The sequence below is a fragment of the Sneathiella limimaris genome, from assembly GCF_012932565.1.
In the GTDB taxonomy this organism is placed as follows: domain Bacteria; phylum Pseudomonadota; class Alphaproteobacteria; order Sneathiellales; family Sneathiellaceae; genus Sneathiella; species Sneathiella limimaris.
Genome location: NZ_JABBYJ010000001.1, coordinates 313097 through 329146, shown reverse-complemented (window position 1 = coordinate 329146; position 16050 = coordinate 313097). Strand labels below are relative to the sequence as shown.

The window sequence follows — 16050 nt, the reverse complement described above, 5'->3', positions numbered from 1 at the left end:
CGGTTTCAAGGGGGTCAATAGGCCGTAAGGTTATGATTTCACCCTGTTTTAGCCTTGTATTTAGAGAAGATGACAAGCAGCCATGTGGCCATTCCCATGGTCCTTGAGAGTAGGCGGTTCCTGAAAACATCTCTCAGTTGCGAGTGGACAGCGACCAGAGAAACGACACCCTTTTGGCAAATTGATCGGACTTGGTGGATCGCCAACCAATGGGACTCGTTCCGGCGCATTTTTATTGGCATTAACCCGCGGAACAGAAGCTAACAATGCTTTGGTGTAGGGATGTTTTGGGTCACTAAAGAGGGATTTGCGATCTGCCTGTTCGACAATCTGGCCAAGATACATGACGGCGACATCATCACAGAGATGTTGCACGACACCGAGATCATGACTGATGAATAGATAGGTCAGGCCCATTTCCTCTTGCAGCCTTCGCATCAGATTGAGGATTTGCGCCTGTACCGCCACGTCGAGAGCCGAAACAGGCTCATCACAGACGATCAGATCGGGTTTGGTGGCAAGCGCACGCGCCAGACCCACCCGTTGCCGCTGGCCCCCTGAAAATTGGTGAGGGAAGAGATTTGTGAGTTCTGGTCGCAAGCCAACCTGAACGAACAGATCACGGACCATCTGCTGTTGTTCTTCTGGCGTGCCGATTTCCATCAGCTCTAGCGGTTCGCGGACAATCTCACCAACCCTTTTGCGAGGATCAAGCGACGAATAAGGGTCCTGGAAAATCATTTGGAAATTCCGCCGGGCTTTGCGTAAATCTTCTTTTTCCAAACTACTGATTTCCTGATCCTCGAGGGAAATTGTTCCAGCTGTGATGGGAACCAGGCGAAGGACAGCAAGAGCGGTTGTGGTTTTTCCAGAACCACTTTCACCAACGATACCGAGAGTTCGACCCTTTGCAACCTTGAAGCTAACACCATCCACAGCATGAACAGTTTGGGCCTCTTTCAGGAATTTTTTCTTGGAGAAATGAACCTTGAGATCTTTGACCTCCAGCAATGTTTCATCGGTCATGCAAGCTCACCCCCTGTAACATGGTAACAAGCAACTCTGTGGTGGGTTCCAACTTCGGTAATTGATGGCGTGCTGTTTTTGCACTTATCCAGAGCATATTTGCAACGAGGAGCAAATGCACATCCGGATCCAAGTTCGGTTAAGGGGGGGACAACCCCTTCAATTTCCTCAAGATAGGGACGTTCATCCGAGGGGTGGTCTTCCAGATGAGGGACACAGGCAATAAGGCCTTTTGTATAAGGATGCTGCGGATTGTCGAGGATTTCGCGGGTTAGTCCCGTCTCGATCACATGTCCCGCATACATAACGGCAACCCGATCCGTTAGTTCAGCCACGGCGCCCATGTCATGGGTAATCATGATGATTGCAGTTCCCATCTCCCGCTGCAGGTCCTTCAACAAATCAAAGATCTGGGCCTGAACTGTTACGTCTAGGGCAGTTGTCGGCTCGTCAGCGATGAGGACGCGGGGTTTGCAGGCGAGCGCAAGACCGATCATCACCCGTTGCCGCATTCCGCCAGAGAGTTCATGTGGATAGGCTTTGGCCCGCACAGCCGGTTCGGGAATGCCCACCAGTTCGAGCATTTCAACGGCCCGCTTCCAAGCCTCTTCCTTGCTGACATTCTGGTGCAGCAACACGCTTTCCGCGATCTGATCTCCAATACGAAAAACAGGATTTAAGGACGTCATTGGCTCCTGAAAAATCATGGAAATAATATTTCCCCGAATTTCGCGGAGCTTTCTTGGAGTCAGTTTGGTGAGATCCGCCCCTTCAAGCGTGATTGAGCCGGAGGTTATTTTTCCTGGTGGGCTTGGGATAAGTCCCATAATGGAGAGGGCTGTCATGCTTTTCCCGCATCCCGACTCTCCAACAATACCAAGGATTTCTCCTTCCTTCAGATCCAGGCTGACATGGTTAAGTACCCGGGCATTACCTGCACGGGTTTTGAAGTCAACAACCAGATCCTTGATTTCCAATAGCTCAGACATCAACGCTCTCTTAGTTTTGGATTAAAGGCATCGTTCAGACCGTCGCCGATCAGGCTGAAGCCAAGGACTGTCAGGAAGATCATGAAGCCGGGAAAGCTGATTGCCCACCAGGCATCCAGGATGTATTCTCGCGCGGCTCCAATCATCATGCCCCAACTGAACACGTTGGGATCACCAAGACCGAGGAAGCTGAGACCCGCTTCAAATAAAATGGCGATGCCGATTGTCAGGGTCGCTGAGACAATAAGTGGGGCCAATGCGTTGGGCAGGATGACCCGCCAGATAATCCGGTTGTTTCGGGCCCCAATGGAACGGGCCGCATTTACATATTCCAGATTGCGGATCCGTAAGAATTCAGCTCGTGTCAGGCGGGCCGTTGCAGGCCAACTGACAATTCCAATGGCGATTGAAATGACATAAATGGACGGCGCAAACAGGGTTACCAGCACCATGGCAAAAAGCAGGGCTGGTAGCACCTGAAAAAATTCAGTAATCCGCATGAGGAACTCGTCAACTGCACCCCCATAAAAACCTGATAAGGCGCCGATCAGGATTCCAATGGTCATTGTGAGAACACCAGCCGTCAAACCTACAAACAGGGTTGATGCTCCGCCATGCAGGAGACCGGCCAATATATCGCGGCCGAGATAGTCTGTACCAAGCGGAACTTCTGGAACCTCTCCAGGAGGGGTGAGCGGTGCCCAGACAACTTCGAAAGGATCAACTGTGTAAAACAAGGGACCAATAAAACAAAAAATACAGATCGCAATGAGAATAAAAAGTCCCAGCATGCCTGCCCAACTTTGCCGGAAGGCGCGGGCCGCTTCCATCAGCGGGCTTTGGCTTTTGACGACGACTGCTGCTGTGTCGGTTGTGCTCATGGTCAGCCTCCTGTCCGGATGCGGGGATCAACCAATCGATAGACAAGATCTGTCAAAATATTGGCAACGATCACCAGAAGAGATGAGAAAAAGAGAATTCCGAGCACGGTTGGATAATCCCTGGCAAGAATGGAATCAAAAGCAAGTGTCCCAAGACCAGGCCAGCTGAAAACGGTTTCCACGAGAACGGCACCAGAGACAATGGCGCCAAATTGCAGACCAGCAATTGTTACCACTGGCAGGATTGCATTTCGGAGGGCATGGTGGCCATACACACTGATCTCTGACGCTCCTTTGGCGCGAGCTGTGCGAATATAGTCAGACCCTAAGATTTCCAACATACTGGCGCGAGAAAGACGCGCATACTGAGCCAGATATACGATGCCAAGGGTCAGGGCAGGAAGGACGAGATGGTGTGCGATATCCAAGCTGCGGGTTAATAGATCATCGCTCAAAGTAATGTCATACATCCCTGAGATCGGAAATATTGGGATGGCCCAGGCAAAAATGATTACCAGCATCATCCCTGTCCAGAAAATGGGGGCAGAATAGCCAATCACCGAGATAAGCGTGACAAGTCCGCTAACCAGTCCTTTGGGTTTATGGGAGGCAATGACACCCAGAAGAGTTCCGACAAAAATAGCAAAAAGCAGCGCTACGAGAACAAGCAGTATCGTGGCGCCTACCCGATCCAGAACAAGATCCAGTACCGGGGCATTATAAAAGAAAGACTGTCCAAGATCCCCCTGCAGTGCCTTGCCCAAATACGTGCCCAGTTGAACAATAACGGGTTTATCCAGCCCATAGGCTGATCGTATGTCAGCCAGCATCTCTTCAGTCGCACCGCCCATTTCCCCCGCAATAACTTCTGCGGGGTCACCAGGCGCAATGTGGATTAGAAGAAAGTTGAGAACAAGGACTGCGAGGATAAGAAGAAACGCGTGAAAAAGACGACGGACAACTAACATCAGGATATTCATGAAAAGCTCTCCGTCATCAAGATATAGGGTTCAACATCTTACTTGAAATAAACCTCATCAAGAGGGGACATTGCGCCCCAAATTGTCAGAGGAGGATTGCCAAGTTTGGTTGCATTATAGGCTGTATGATACGGCAGTGTGTTGATGAAAACCTGAGGGGCTTCGTCAACAATGATCTTCTGAGCCTGCTGGTAGAGCGCGATCCGTTTGGCCTGATCCAGTTCTTTTCCAGCCGTATCCAGAAGTTTGTCCACTTCTTCGTTACAGTAGCTTTGCGTATTTGACCAGATCACACCTTTGCGGATGTTGCTACAAATGTATGTCCGGTGAACACCAATCACAGGATCAGCCCAGTTGAACACGATGTCCATGGTCATATCAAATTCATGACCGCCTACCCGTTTCGCCCAAGTTGGGAAATCAGGAGAGGCACGGAGTTCAACATTGATACCGATTTTCTTCAGCTGCGGTTTTAGATACTCCGCAATACTTTTCTGCATTTCTGCAGATCCTGGAATGTAATCTAGGCCAAGCGTAAAGCGTGTGCCATCATCGCCGGCTTTGAAGCCCGCTTCATCGAGGAGTGCGTTAGCTTTGTCTAGATCCAATGCGTATTTTTCCACGTCTGGAGCGTAGTAAGGGCTACCAGGCGCAACCGGGCCGGAAGCTGGTTTGGACAGTCCGCCATGGAGAGCGTTGATAATAAATTTCTGATCGAAACCGTAGGCGATAGCCTGACGAACCTTTTTATGCTTCAGATATTCGTTATTGGTATTAAAGGCGAGCCAATTGAGTGGACCTACGGCAGCATAACCGTCAGATGTGACAACAATGTCCTTGTTCTTTTTCAGGCGCGCAATATCACGTGTGCTGGCCAGAAAAGGGAACATGGTGACTTCACCTTTGTCGGTGGCGAGCGCCAGACTGGTTGGATCTTTGTAGTTCTTGATAATAATTTTATCGAGGTAAGGCTTGCCTTCCAGGAAATAATCCGGGTTCTTCTCAAGAATAATGTGCTGGCCTGGCTTGAATTCTACAAACTTAAACGGCCCAGAGCCAACAGGTGCACTGTTCGCTGGGTGGCTTTTCGCATCCTGTCCATCACCATAAACATGTTTTGGAATGATGGGCAGTAATGCGCCGGACATCGCCAGCATTGCCGCTGGATGTGGCTGGGCGAATTTCAGGATTGCCGTATGCGCATCTGGTGTTTCAACCGCTGTTACCGGCGCAAACATGGTTTTGAAGGGGTGGTTGTCTTTTACCGTTTGAAGAGAAAAAGCAACATCTTCGGATGTAATTGGCTTGCCATCATGAAATTTGGCGTTTTTCCTCAAGTTCAGCGTGATACTTTTACCGTCTTCGGCTATCTCCCAGCTCTCAGCCAGATACGGTTTGGCTTGCCAGTTTTCGTCAAAGCGAAGAGGTGTGGCAAATATTTGTGTCCCCGGTACTGCAGTCGCAATTCCAGATTGAACCGCAGGGTTTAAGTGACGTGCTTTTTGAGTGGTTCCGATTACGAGGGTTCCGCCCGGCTTACCTTCTTCTGCTTGAAGAGGGGCCGATGCGAAAGTTCCCGCAAGAAGCGTGGCGGCAAGCGCCATGACTCCAAATTTCTTCATCCCAGCCTCCTGTTAGAGTATGTAAAATAACTTTTTTATTAAGTTTATTTTTTTGCTGCATCGCAGAAAAAAGCTAATTCGTAACGGTTCTTTCGTAAAATATATTTTTAGTTGGTATATCCTCAAAAAAATTGAGGATTATATCTGTTCAGGGATTCAGGCCTAGCACTGCATTGTCAAAAGCACCCTCGTCCCTGAGGCGAATACAGATATCAATCACAACCTGGTCTGCTTTACTCAATACGGCGTCCACCCTGTGCAGAATACCAAATTCAACGGTTCGATAACCGGATGTAAGCGGAATCCGAACAAGATCTCCAACGGTGTATTGTTGCTTCTTTAAGGGTCTGAGATTGAAGATAGAATAACCGAGACCCGAGGCAACCATGCTGCGGACCATTTCTGCAGACTTGGAAGAATAGATTACCCGCGGTGTTAGGTTATCTTCGGCAAAAAGGCTAAACATGTAGTCTCGAGTTTGCTCCAGATCCAAAAGAACCATGGGTTCTTTGTGAACATCCTTGAGGCTGAGAACTGATCGATTTGCTAAAGGATGATCAAAAGGAACCACAATATGGGGGGGCGCCGTGAAGAGAGGTATAAAGGCGATATGATCACTTAACTCGGAAGCGAAACCAAGTCCGAGGTCAATCTCATTATGATCTATTCGTTTCAAGTTTATGTTGTTCTCTCCTTCCACGAAATGCATGGATACACCCGGATAGTTGGCCGCTACAGCCCGAGTAATAAGAGGAAGAAGAATAGGTGCAGCCGGGGTAAAACATCCCATGCGCAAGGAGCCTGCGATGGTATTCGCCTGATCACTGACAGCGTCCTCAAAGGCAATATGGGCTTTTAAGAGCTGTCGAGCGTGACCTAGAAACGCAGTCCCAAACTGGGTTGCGACAATACCCTTTGATGGAAGGCGCCGAAACAGGGTTCGATCAAGCTCCTGCTCGAGTGCGTCAATAGCGGCTGAAATTGATGATGGGGAAATATGAAGCTCTTTCGAGGCATTGGTAATGGATCGATGCCTTGCTGCAACGTCGATGTATTTCAATTGCTTGAGTGTATAGCGCATTGAATCCCCGTTTTTAATCTTCAAAATTTTTGAGGAATAAAAGCTAAATAAACTATTTTTCAGAGGTTAGACGCCCCTCTAAACTCTGTCCATCATAAAAATTGCGTAGTTTTTAACAGGGAAATGGGCGTCTCGATGCTTACCGTCTTTAAAGCCAAAAAAATAATTACAATGGATCCAAACTACCCGGCAGCAACACATGTTGCTGTGAAGGACGGCAAAATTCTGAGTGTCGGGAGCGCAGAAGATGTCCAAGGGTGGGGTGATTATACCCTTGACGAAACTTTTGCCGATAAAGTGATCATGCCGGGTATGGTCGAAGGCCATTGCCACCTTATGGCAGGAGCAATTTGGCAATTCACTTATGTGGGATATCAGGATCGAATTGACCCTGATGGACAGTTTTGGCCAGGCGTCAAAACAATAGAGGAAGTTCAGGAGCGCTTGAAAGAGGCTGATGCCAAGCTTGCCGAAGGTGAGCCGTTGGTTGCCTGGGGTTTTGATCCAATTTTCCTCGAAGGTCCCCGGATGACCAAGTCTGAACTGGATCTGGTGTCCACTAGTCGTCCTATGGCAGTCATTCATTCAAACTTTCATTTGATGACTGTAAATTCAGCCTCTCTGAAGCTTGCTAACTATGTTGCGGACATGGGAATTGACGGAATTGCTTTGGGGGCTGATGGCTCCCCAAGTGGTGAGCTGCAGGAAATGGCGGCCATGTTCCCGATCATGCGGCGCCTTAACATTAATCTTCGGGAACTGGGCCGCGCCTCCAAGAGCCTAAGATCCTTCGGGCAGGTCTGTATGCGCGCCGGCGTGACATCTGCCGCGGACCTGATCAACGATCTGCCCGATGAAGATGTGGCCGAAATGACAGAGGTGACGTCGGGTAGAGATTATCCTATCCGGCTGCATTCCATGCTTAACGCCATGTCCCAGTCAACCGAGGAGACACGGGAGCGGGCGCTGGAGCTGAGAGACAAAAGCACGGATAAATTAATCCTGGGTGGAGTCAAAATTGTGACCGATGGGTCTATTCAGGGGTTTACCGCCCGAATTCGCTGGCCTGGCCATTACAACGGCGCCCCAAACGGGATCTGGAACGTAGCGCCGAAACAGCTGCATGAACTGGTTGATTGCTTGAATGCGGCAGGTGTGCAAATGCATATTCATACCAACGGCGATGAGGCGATTGAAGTGGCCCTTGAGGCTTTGGAGGCGGCCAAAGTTAAGAATAACCGGCCAGATGTCCGTCATGTGTTGCAGCATTGTCAAATGGCGGATCGCGCTCATTTCCGAAAGATGAAGCGCTTAGGCGTCCTCGCCAACTTATTCTCAAACCATATCTATTACTTTGGAGACAAACATAGCACCATGACAATCGGGCCTGATCGGGCTCGGCGTATGGATGCGTGCCGAAGTGCTTCGGATATGGGGGTTCCTTATACCATTCATTCGGATGCACCGGTTACCCCAATGGCGCCTCTTTTTACAGCCTGGTGTGCGGTCAACCGAATTACCGAAAGTGGGAATATATTAGGAGAGTATGAAAAAATTTCCGTGCCAGAAGCCCTGTATGCGATTACACTGGGAGCTGCATACACATTGCAGATGGACCATCTAATCGGGTCTATCGAGATCGGGAAATGGGCGGATTTTGCTGTTTTGGAAGATGATCCCGAAACAGTGGACCCCATGAATTTAAAGGATATCAAGATATGGGGAACGGTATTGGGCGGCGAGAAGCATCAAATTCCATGAACAAAACCCGTGATCCGCTTCCCATGACAGTTTTGTCGGGTTTTTTAGGAAGTGGAAAAACTTCGCTGGTCAATAAGTTGCTTCACAGCGCACGGGGTAAACGCATCCTGGTGATGGTGAACGATTTTGGCGACATTTCCATCGATGAAGACCTGATTATGGCAGAGGAAGACGGAATGCTGTCCCTCGCCAATGGATGTGTCTGTTGTAGTATGGGAGCAGATCTCTACGAAGCGTTTGACAAAGCCCTTTCCATCTCGCCACCGCCAGATCACTTACTGATCGAAGCCAGCGGTGTGGCTGAACCCCACAAGATTGCAAATTTTGCAAGAGCAGAGCCTGACTTGAAGCTCAACGCGATTGTAACAATGGTGGATGCGGTTAATTTTTTGACCAATCTTGAGGATCCTCATGTTGGAGAGATCTTAATCCATCAGGTGAAGGCCGCAGATTTGCTACTGCTCAGTAAGTCCCAGTTGGCGACTGAAGATCAGCTTCGGGACCTTTCTGAGGTCGTGGAGCGGTTAGCTGCGACGACAGCCGTCGTGGATATCGCCGCCTATTCAGGGCTTGAGGAACTGGTTTTGGGGTCACCTATTCGGATCGATCCAACGCCTGCCAGTTCCTTTGCACATGATCATGACCATGAGGATATCTTCTGTTCCTGGTCTTGTCTGCTCGCGGGAGAGATTACCGCAGGCAATGTGAGATCCATTTTTCAGTCGCTCCCCTCCCAAATCCTTCGCGCTAAGGGTATTTTTGTGAACGCTGATGACGGCGAAACCTATGAAATGCATAGGGTGGGGCAACGGTTGGAGATCCAAAAAAGCATGGCCAATACTGATAACCCTGGTGTGGCAAGGTTTGTCATTATTGGGACGACCCAGCCGGAGTTCGATGGGATTGTTGCTCGCCTGGATGCAGCACTCAAAAATATCGCGATTTCCTCCCGAACAGTAGTTTGATTCTTCTCTAACGGCTTGTTCTGTCTAAAATCGGTTTGTGACAGTCGAGTCCATGAAATTTCAATCTACACATCTAGACAAGTTGCAACCTTATCGACCCCGTTCAGAGATTCTTAATAGAGTTGTCACCAAAGCATCACAGATGTGACGGGCTTGGCTCCTAAACTTTTCCAAACTTTGGAAAAGGGATGAGTGTCATGCCAGTTATCGAGGTCACTAACCTCTCGAAAACCTTTCAAAAGAGCAAACAGGCTCTGAAATCAGTGGATCTTGCCATTGAAGAAGGTGAAATGGTCGCTTTGATAGGGGCGTCCGGTTCTGGAAAGTCAACATTACTGAGACATTTGTCTGGCCTGATCTGTGCGGATCGCGATGATGGCAAGATTGTCATTTTTGACGAGATCATGCAGGAAAAAGGCCGGATCGGCAAAGGTGCCCGTTCTATTCGTGCCGATATCGGGGTGGTTTTCCAGCAGTTTAATCTGGTTACCCGCCTTACCGTCCTGACCAATGTCCTGATGGGGCTGCTTGGGCGTATTCCTTCTTGGCGCGGAACACTGGGCCTTTTTACCCGTGATGAAAAAATGAAGGCAATGCGGGCGCTGGAGCGTGTTGGCATTGCAGATCAGGCAGGTAAGCGTGCCTCCAATCTATCTGGTGGCCAGCAGCAGCGGGCGGCAATTGCCCGTGCGCTGACGCAAGGGGCAAGGGTTCTCCTCGCGGATGAGCCAATTGCTTCCCTTGATCCGGCCTCCTCCAAAAAAGTTATGACAACCCTGAGACGGATTAACGAAGAAGACAAAATTACCGTTGTCGTTTCTCTTCATCAAGTGGATTACGCGCTGGAATTTTGTCCACGGACGATTGCAATGCGCGATGGAGAAGTCGTTTTTGACGGCGCTTCCAGTCAGCTGACCCCGGAGTTCCTCAAAGAGCTCTATGGGGATGAGAGCATTGAGCTTCTTGCCCCGGAAATGCCGGCGGCAAAACCAAGAACGCCGGTTCTGGAAAAAGATCTGGCGCTGGTTCCAAGCTGAACCAGTCGAATACCCAAAACCCAAATACCCAAAAAACCTTAAGGAGACTATCTTATGATCCGTAAACTTATCGCATCTGCTGCGATCGCAACCAGCCTGATGGTGGGCGGTGTCGCAAAAGCTGAAATGACTTTCAAGCCACTGGAAGGTGACCCACAGGAGATCGTTTTCGGCATTATTTCTACTGAATCCACATCTAACCTGAAAGAGCAGTGGCTGCCACTAATGTCAGACATGGAAAAAACACTGGGTAAGAAGGTTAAAGCTTTCTTCGCACCTGATTATGCTGGTGTTATTGAAGCCATGCGGTTTGGTAAGGTTCACCTGGCATGGTTTGGTAACAAATCAGCGATTGAAGCTGTAGACCGGTCAGGCGGTGAAGTTTTTGTCCAGACATCCAAAGCAGACGGAAGTCAGGGATATTACTCTCACATCATCACCAACGTTGCGAACAAAGACATCAACAGCCTTAAAGATATCTTCAAGTGTGACAAGTCACTGAACTTTGGTATCGGTGATCCAAACTCAACATCCGGTTTCCTGGTTCCTAGCTACTATGTCTTTGCCCAGAACAATGTTGATCCAAAAGAATGCTTCAAAACTGTTCGCAATGCGAACCACGAAACAAACCTGATGGCAACTGCCAACAAACAGGTTGATGTGGCTGCAAATAACTCAGAGCAGATCGGTCGCTCTAAGCTTAAAGCGCCAGAAGCAGCAGCAAAAATCAAGGTTATCTGGACATCACCACTGATCCCATCTGATCCAATGGTCTACCGCAAAGATCTGTCCAAAGAGCTGAAATCCCAGATTAAAGCCTTCTTCCTTGGTTATGGCCGTATCGGTGATGTCGCTGGCGCCCGTAAAGTCCTGTCTGGTATTTCAGATGGTCAGGGTCTGTTTATGGAAAGCAACAACACTCAGCTTTACCCAGTTCGTCAGTTGGCTCTGTTCAAGAACAAGCTGAAAATCGAAAGCAATGCTGAAATTGGTGAAACTGATAAGAAACCAATGCTGGAAGCTATTAATAAGAAGTTGAGCGACCTGGCAATTCTGGCGTCTCACAAATAAGCCAATCAAACTGTCTTAGGCGTCCGGACATGATCCGGGCGCCTTTTTATAAAGCGGAGCTTTTGAGATGAGTAGCGTCGAGACATCCCCAACACCACCAACACTTGAACTTCCTACCCGCGATCTGAAACGGTCTGTCGGGTCTTTGATCATGTGGGCAACCATCGCAATCTTGCTGATGATCTCCTGGGAAGGGGCAGACATGCGCCCTGGTGACCTGGTCAGCAACTCTGAAAATATGGTCGAGTTTGCCAGAGGCTTTTTCCCACCTAATTTCCTCGAATGGAAAATGTATGTGCGGGAAATGTGGGTCACAATCCAGATTGCGCTGTGGGGAACAGCCCTTTCGATTGTCTGTTCCATTCCGCTAGGGATTTTGTGTTCTGAAAATATTGTGCCGGTTTGGATTTATCAGCCGGTTCGCCGGGTAATGGATGCCTTTCGCGCGATCAATGAAATGGTTTTCGCAATGCTGTTTGTGGTTGCCGTTGGGCTCGGGCCGTTTGCGGGTGTGCTTGCCCTCTGGATCCACACAACAGGTGTTTTGGCGAAGTTATTCTCTGAGGCGGTTGAGGCGATTGATCCGCAGCCCGTCGAAGGGATTCGCGCAACAGGCGCCAACGCGTTGCAGGAAGTGATCTTTGGGGTCATCCCGCAGGTGCTGCCACTTTGGATCTCCTATTCCCTTTACCGATTTGAGAGCAACGTCCGGTCAGCAACAGTCCTTGGTATTGTTGGCGCTGGCGGCGTTGGCATGGTGCTGTGGGAATATATCCGGGGCTTTTATTACGCCGAAACGGCTGCTGTGATGATCATCGTGATTATCAGTGTCAGTTTGCTGGATATGGCATCCCAACGCCTTCGGAAATTGGTGACTTGAGGTTTAAGATGATCGCAGAGCAAGTATCCCATCCGATAAAACGTCTTTCTGAGCAACCAACGTTTGATCCAAGTGCAGAGGTTCATTCCTCTTTCTTTGGGAAATGGACAGAGGTCGGTGCCAGAACTAAGGTTATCGAAACCACAATGGATGACTATTCCTATGTGGTGAATGACTCTGACATCATCTATTCCGAGATTGGAAAATTCGTTAATATCGCGGCCCACACCCGGCTGAACCCGGGTCAGCATCCGATGGAACGGGCCAGCATGCACCATTTTCAGTATCGCTCCGCCGCATATGGAATGGGGCCTGATGATGATGATTTTTTCGATTGGCGGCGCTCTTCGCGTGTGACGGTTGGGCATGACGTCTGGATTGGCCATGGTGTGGTTGTTCAGGGCGGTGTTACAATCGGAACCGGGGCTGTCGTCGGCTCTTGTGCCGTTGTCACAAAAGATGTCCCTGAATATGCCATTATGACCGGGCTACCAGCAACCAAGCTGAGAGATCGGTTTGAGAAACCCTTGCAGGCGGCTCTGAAGCGGGTGGCCTGGTGGGATTGGAGCCATGAGCAATTAACCGAGCGACTAACCGATTTTCGATCAATGGATGTGCGGGAGTTTTGTTTAAAATACGATCCGGAATAGGGTGCTGATATGACGGATTTTGAAAGATATGCCCTCTATTACGCGCCAGAACGAGGCAGTTTGCTCGCGCGGCTTGGCAATGGGTGGCTGGGGCGTGATCCGGAAACGGGTGAATGTCTGGAGACACCACATTCTGTTGAGATTTCTGAAGAAGAGTTCAAAAACTATATAGTCAGTCCAAAGCGGTACGGGTTTCACGGAACCTTAAAAGCCCCATTTCGGCTAAAGCCGGGGGTATCGCAAGCAGATTTAGAAACTGTGCTGGAGCGATTTGCAACGTCAACCGGACCGGTTACGACAGCTCCCCTAAAACTCCGGCAATTCAAGAATTTTACTGCCCTGGTTCCGGGGGAGGTTTCAGAAGATCTTTCCGCGCTCGCGTTTTATTGTGTGAAGGAACTTGAACCGTTTCGCGCACCTTTAGCATCCTATGAGTTGGAGCGCCGCCGTCAGGTAGATCTGTCGCCCCGGCAGGAACAGCATCTGCAGGATTGGGGATATCCTTACGTGCTGGATGAATTTCGGTTTCATCTGACCCTAACGGGAGAGGTGCCGGAACGGAAACAGCCTGCGATGGAAAACTTGGTAGCGAAATGGTTCGCCGCTATTTTGCAGGACCCTTTTGTAATTAGGGAAGTTTGCCTGTTTGGAGATCCGGGTGGGGGATTGCCATTTAAGCTGGTTCAGCGTTATGGGCTTCAGGGTGCGGCCGTCCCGTCCCGATCGTCAATGCCAGATACTTTAACTGGCTGATAGCCTGATCAAGTGGGCCGCTGTTATCTATTGTAACGATATCAGAGCCTTTTAACGCGAAGGCTTTGTTCCGCTCAATCCGTTTTTCAATGTCAGCTTCTGCTTCCCGCCCTCTTTGACGAAGCCGGGCTCTTAGGCTCTGCTCGTTAGCGGTTACTTGAACTATGATCAGATTTTTAAATTTCCCTCTGGCCTCATCGAGAACGGAGCGCGATCCATTAACGATAACTGTTCGGGTTCGGCTAAGGTCAGAGACCTTATCTGGAATACCATAGGATAATCCATGCGCCTGCCAGGAGAGGCAAAATTCTCCTTTACCCAGTTTCGTTTGAAATTCTTCAACTGAGATTGGGATATGGTTCTCCCCACCGGCATTGCCTGGGCGCGTAATAAACCGTCTAGGGAACAGGACATGCTCATTCCCTATTAACGCTGTTCGGGTTCCATCCAGAATACTATCCTTGCCAACTCCACTCGGGCCAACCACGAGCATAAGACCATGCGCCATCAGGAAACCCTTTGCCCTTCGCGCCAGACAGAGCGAATAACCGGATGATGCGGAGAATGATGAACCCTGATCAGGTCAGCCCGTTTATCTATTGCGATTTCACCACGATCGGTCAGCCCAACACATTCCGCCGGTGTTTTTGAGACTGTGCGAATTGCTTTTGGAAGATCGTAGCCGTCCACATCGTCGAAAAGTAGCATGGCACCATGCAGGGCGCTGTGTGGAACATAATCGCTGGAGATGATATCGAGGTAGCCGCTTTTGGCTAATTTGCCGGCGGCAATATTCCCGGAGTGAGATCCGCCCCTAACCAGGTTCGGTCCGCCCATCATAACCCCAAGCCCTGCCTCGTGAGAGGCTTTGGCAGCTTCCAGTGTTGTTGGAAATTCAGCAACGGTCATCCCGTCAAGAACCGCTTCGGTTACATGTTCACGGGTCGCGTCATCATGACTGGCAAGGGCCAGTTTGCGATCCCGTGCAAAACTGACTGCAAATTTTCTGTGAGTTGAGCTAAAGCGCTTTTGATCTTCCCGTCGATTGGCGATGAAGTCCTCCATTTCCGAATTGGAGAGACCAAATTTGCCTTGATAGTAGGTGTAGTAAGCATCCATGCTGACAAATTGCCGTTGACCGGGCGTGTGATCCATTATGGAGAGCATTTTGACCAAGGGGTTCTGATCAAAAGCCTCAAGTGCGGGGATCATCTCAGAATAACTGACCTCACACCGTAGATGCAGCAGATGATCTGCTTTTAACAGATTATCATGCTTGGCCTGTTTGAGACCTTTCACACTTTCCTGCAAGCGGGTGATCCGAGCGCTTCCTTCCGATACATCGCCGATGGCAATGGCATCAAAAACGGTTGTTATACCGGCACTGGCGACTTGATTATCGTGGGCAACAACCGCGGCAATAGCGGGCCAGTTAGTTTTTGGACGGGGTGTCATGTGCTTGTCCAGATTGTCGGTATGTAACTCGACAAGACCTGGCATCAAATAATCCCTTTCCATGCTAATCGCGCTGGGGAGGGTGGAATTCCCTGCCGACATGTCATGAATTTTGCCGTCCCTTATACACAGGGTTCCCTGAAAAACCTCATCCGCCGTTACGATCCGGGCATTAGTGAGGATTTGCTCAGACATAAGCTTCGCTCCGGTAGTCAGTAACATCAAATTCTCCTGTGCAAACAGCGTCGCGGCTTTCCTTGTCGTGAAAAATTCCCAAAATGGCGACGCCTCTTGCTTTCGCATCCTCGATGAGGGAGAGGACAACTGCCCGGTTCGCTGCATCGAGGGAGGCTGTTGGCTCGTCGAGCAAGAGGATCGGGTGATGAGCGATAAAACCGCGTGCAATATTGACCCTTTGTTGCTCCCCCCCAGAGAAGGTCAAAGGGGATAGAGACCAGAGCCGCGAGGGTATGTTTAGTTTTTCGAGAAGGGTGCTCGCGGTTTCTTCAGCATCTGAACGGGCATGCCCCAAAAGCATTAAGGGCTCGGCCACGATTTCAAGCGTTGAAACCCGTGGGATAACGCGAAGGAACTGGCTGACATATCCCATGGTCCGCTCTCTAACCTGCAGGATGGTATGAGGGGTGGATTTCGCCATATCAACCCACTCACCTTCATGGCGGACTAGAATTTCTCCGCTATTGCAGAGGTAGTTCGCATAGAGAAGCCGCATGAAGGTACTTTTTCCTGCGCCTGACTGGCCGGTTAAAGCAAGGCAATCTCCCTGCCGGAGGATGAAGTTCAGGTTTTGAAAAACAGGAATGACAGTGCTCTGCTGAGTATGTAGCACAAAGTCTTTTGAGGCATTTTGAACCTTGATCATTTCGGTCATCTGGGGG

16 protein-coding genes are annotated in these 16050 nt (G+C 49.7%); 7 read left to right on the top strand and 9 right to left on the bottom strand.

The features are described 5' to 3' along the window. Positions 1-60 precede the first annotated feature (60 nt). The 6 genes from HH301_RS01545 to HH301_RS01520 form a co-directional block, all read right to left on the bottom strand. Positions 61-1026 carry an ABC transporter ATP-binding protein gene (locus HH301_RS01545; RefSeq protein WP_169566318.1) on the bottom strand — a complete coding sequence of 322 codons (966 nt, stop codon included), beginning with the start codon at positions 1024-1026 and terminating at the stop codon, positions 61-63. Further along, positions 1023-2015 (bottom strand): ABC transporter ATP-binding protein, encoded by a 993-nt coding sequence (locus tag HH301_RS01540; RefSeq protein WP_169566316.1) that lies wholly within the window; start codon positions 2013-2015, stop codon positions 1023-1025. Before HH301_RS01540 ends, HH301_RS01545 begins: the two co-directional genes overlap by 4 nt. Further along, positions 2015-2896: an ABC transporter permease gene (locus HH301_RS01535; RefSeq protein ID WP_169566314.1), complete on the bottom strand. Its 882-nt coding sequence runs from the start codon at positions 2894-2896 to the stop codon at positions 2015-2017. The genes HH301_RS01540 and HH301_RS01535 overlap by 1 nt, the downstream gene beginning before the upstream one ends. Positions 2897-2898: 2 nt before the next feature. Beyond that, the gene (locus HH301_RS01530) at positions 2899-3876 is read right to left on the bottom strand and encodes an ABC transporter permease (RefSeq protein WP_169566312.1); all 978 of its coding nucleotides are present in this window, start codon (positions 3874-3876) and stop codon (positions 2899-2901) included. Positions 3877-3914: 38 nt separating this feature from the next. Then, positions 3915-5498, bottom strand: a complete 1584-nt coding sequence (locus tag HH301_RS01525) for an ABC transporter substrate-binding protein (RefSeq protein ID WP_169566311.1) — start codon at positions 5496-5498, stop codon at positions 3915-3917. 148 nt (positions 5499-5646) lie between these two features. Beyond that, positions 5647-6579 carry a LysR family transcriptional regulator gene (locus HH301_RS01520; protein ID WP_169566309.1) on the bottom strand — a complete coding sequence of 311 codons (933 nt, stop codon included), beginning with the start codon at positions 6577-6579 and terminating at the stop codon, positions 5647-5649. A gap of 135 nt (positions 6580-6714) precedes the next feature. Here HH301_RS01520 and HH301_RS01515 point away from each other — a divergent pair, with 135 nt between their 5' ends. From HH301_RS01515 to HH301_RS01485, 7 genes are all read left to right on the top strand, one after another. Next, a complete protein-coding gene (locus HH301_RS01515; RefSeq protein WP_206378119.1) occupies positions 6715-8340 on the top strand; it encodes an amidohydrolase in 1626 nt (541 codons plus the stop codon). Then, positions 8298-9305: a CobW family GTP-binding protein gene (locus HH301_RS01510; RefSeq protein WP_169566306.1), complete on the top strand. Its 1008-nt coding sequence runs from the start codon at positions 8298-8300 to the stop codon at positions 9303-9305. Before HH301_RS01515 ends, HH301_RS01510 begins: the two co-directional genes overlap by 43 nt. A gap of 197 nt (positions 9306-9502) precedes the next feature. Beyond that, positions 9503-10342 (top strand): phosphonate ABC transporter ATP-binding protein, encoded by an 840-nt coding sequence (phnC, locus tag HH301_RS01505; protein WP_169569454.1) that lies wholly within the window; start codon positions 9503-9505, stop codon positions 10340-10342. 54 nt (positions 10343-10396) lie between these two features. After that, positions 10397-11413 (top strand): phosphonate ABC transporter substrate-binding protein, encoded by a 1017-nt coding sequence (phnD, locus tag HH301_RS01500; RefSeq protein WP_169566304.1) that lies wholly within the window; start codon positions 10397-10399, stop codon positions 11411-11413. Positions 11414-11480: 67 nt separating this feature from the next. Then, the gene (phnE, locus tag HH301_RS01495; protein WP_169566303.1) at positions 11481-12293 is read left to right on the top strand and encodes a phosphonate ABC transporter, permease protein PhnE; all 813 of its coding nucleotides are present in this window, start codon (positions 11481-11483) and stop codon (positions 12291-12293) included. 8 nt (positions 12294-12301) lie between these two features. After that, positions 12302-12943: an LbetaH domain-containing protein gene (locus tag HH301_RS01490; RefSeq protein WP_169566301.1), complete on the top strand. Its 642-nt coding sequence runs from the start codon at positions 12302-12304 to the stop codon at positions 12941-12943. A gap of 9 nt (positions 12944-12952) precedes the next feature. After that, on the top strand, positions 12953-13696 hold the full coding sequence (locus HH301_RS01485) for a DUF1045 domain-containing protein (RefSeq protein WP_169566299.1): 744 nt from the start codon (positions 12953-12955) through the stop codon (positions 13694-13696). Here the strand turns inward: HH301_RS01485 and phnN are convergent. The 3 genes from phnN to phnL are packed head-to-tail and all read right to left on the bottom strand — an operon-like array spanning position 13617 to position 16034. Continuing rightward, positions 13617-14204: a phosphonate metabolism protein/1,5-bisphosphokinase (PRPP-forming) PhnN gene (phnN, locus tag HH301_RS01480; protein WP_169566297.1), complete on the bottom strand. Its 588-nt coding sequence runs from the start codon at positions 14202-14204 to the stop codon at positions 13617-13619. The genes HH301_RS01485 and phnN overlap by 80 nt on opposite strands. After that, a complete protein-coding gene (locus HH301_RS01475; protein ID WP_206378117.1) occupies positions 14204-15373 on the bottom strand; it encodes an alpha-D-ribose 1-methylphosphonate 5-triphosphate diphosphatase in 1170 nt (389 codons plus the stop codon). Before HH301_RS01475 ends, phnN begins: the two co-directional genes overlap by 1 nt. After that, positions 15339-16034, bottom strand: coding sequence for a phosphonate C-P lyase system protein PhnL (gene phnL / locus HH301_RS01470; protein WP_169569452.1), 696 nt, complete (start codon positions 16032-16034; stop codon positions 15339-15341). Before phnL ends, HH301_RS01475 begins: the two co-directional genes overlap by 35 nt. Positions 16035-16050: the final 16 nt, after the last annotated feature.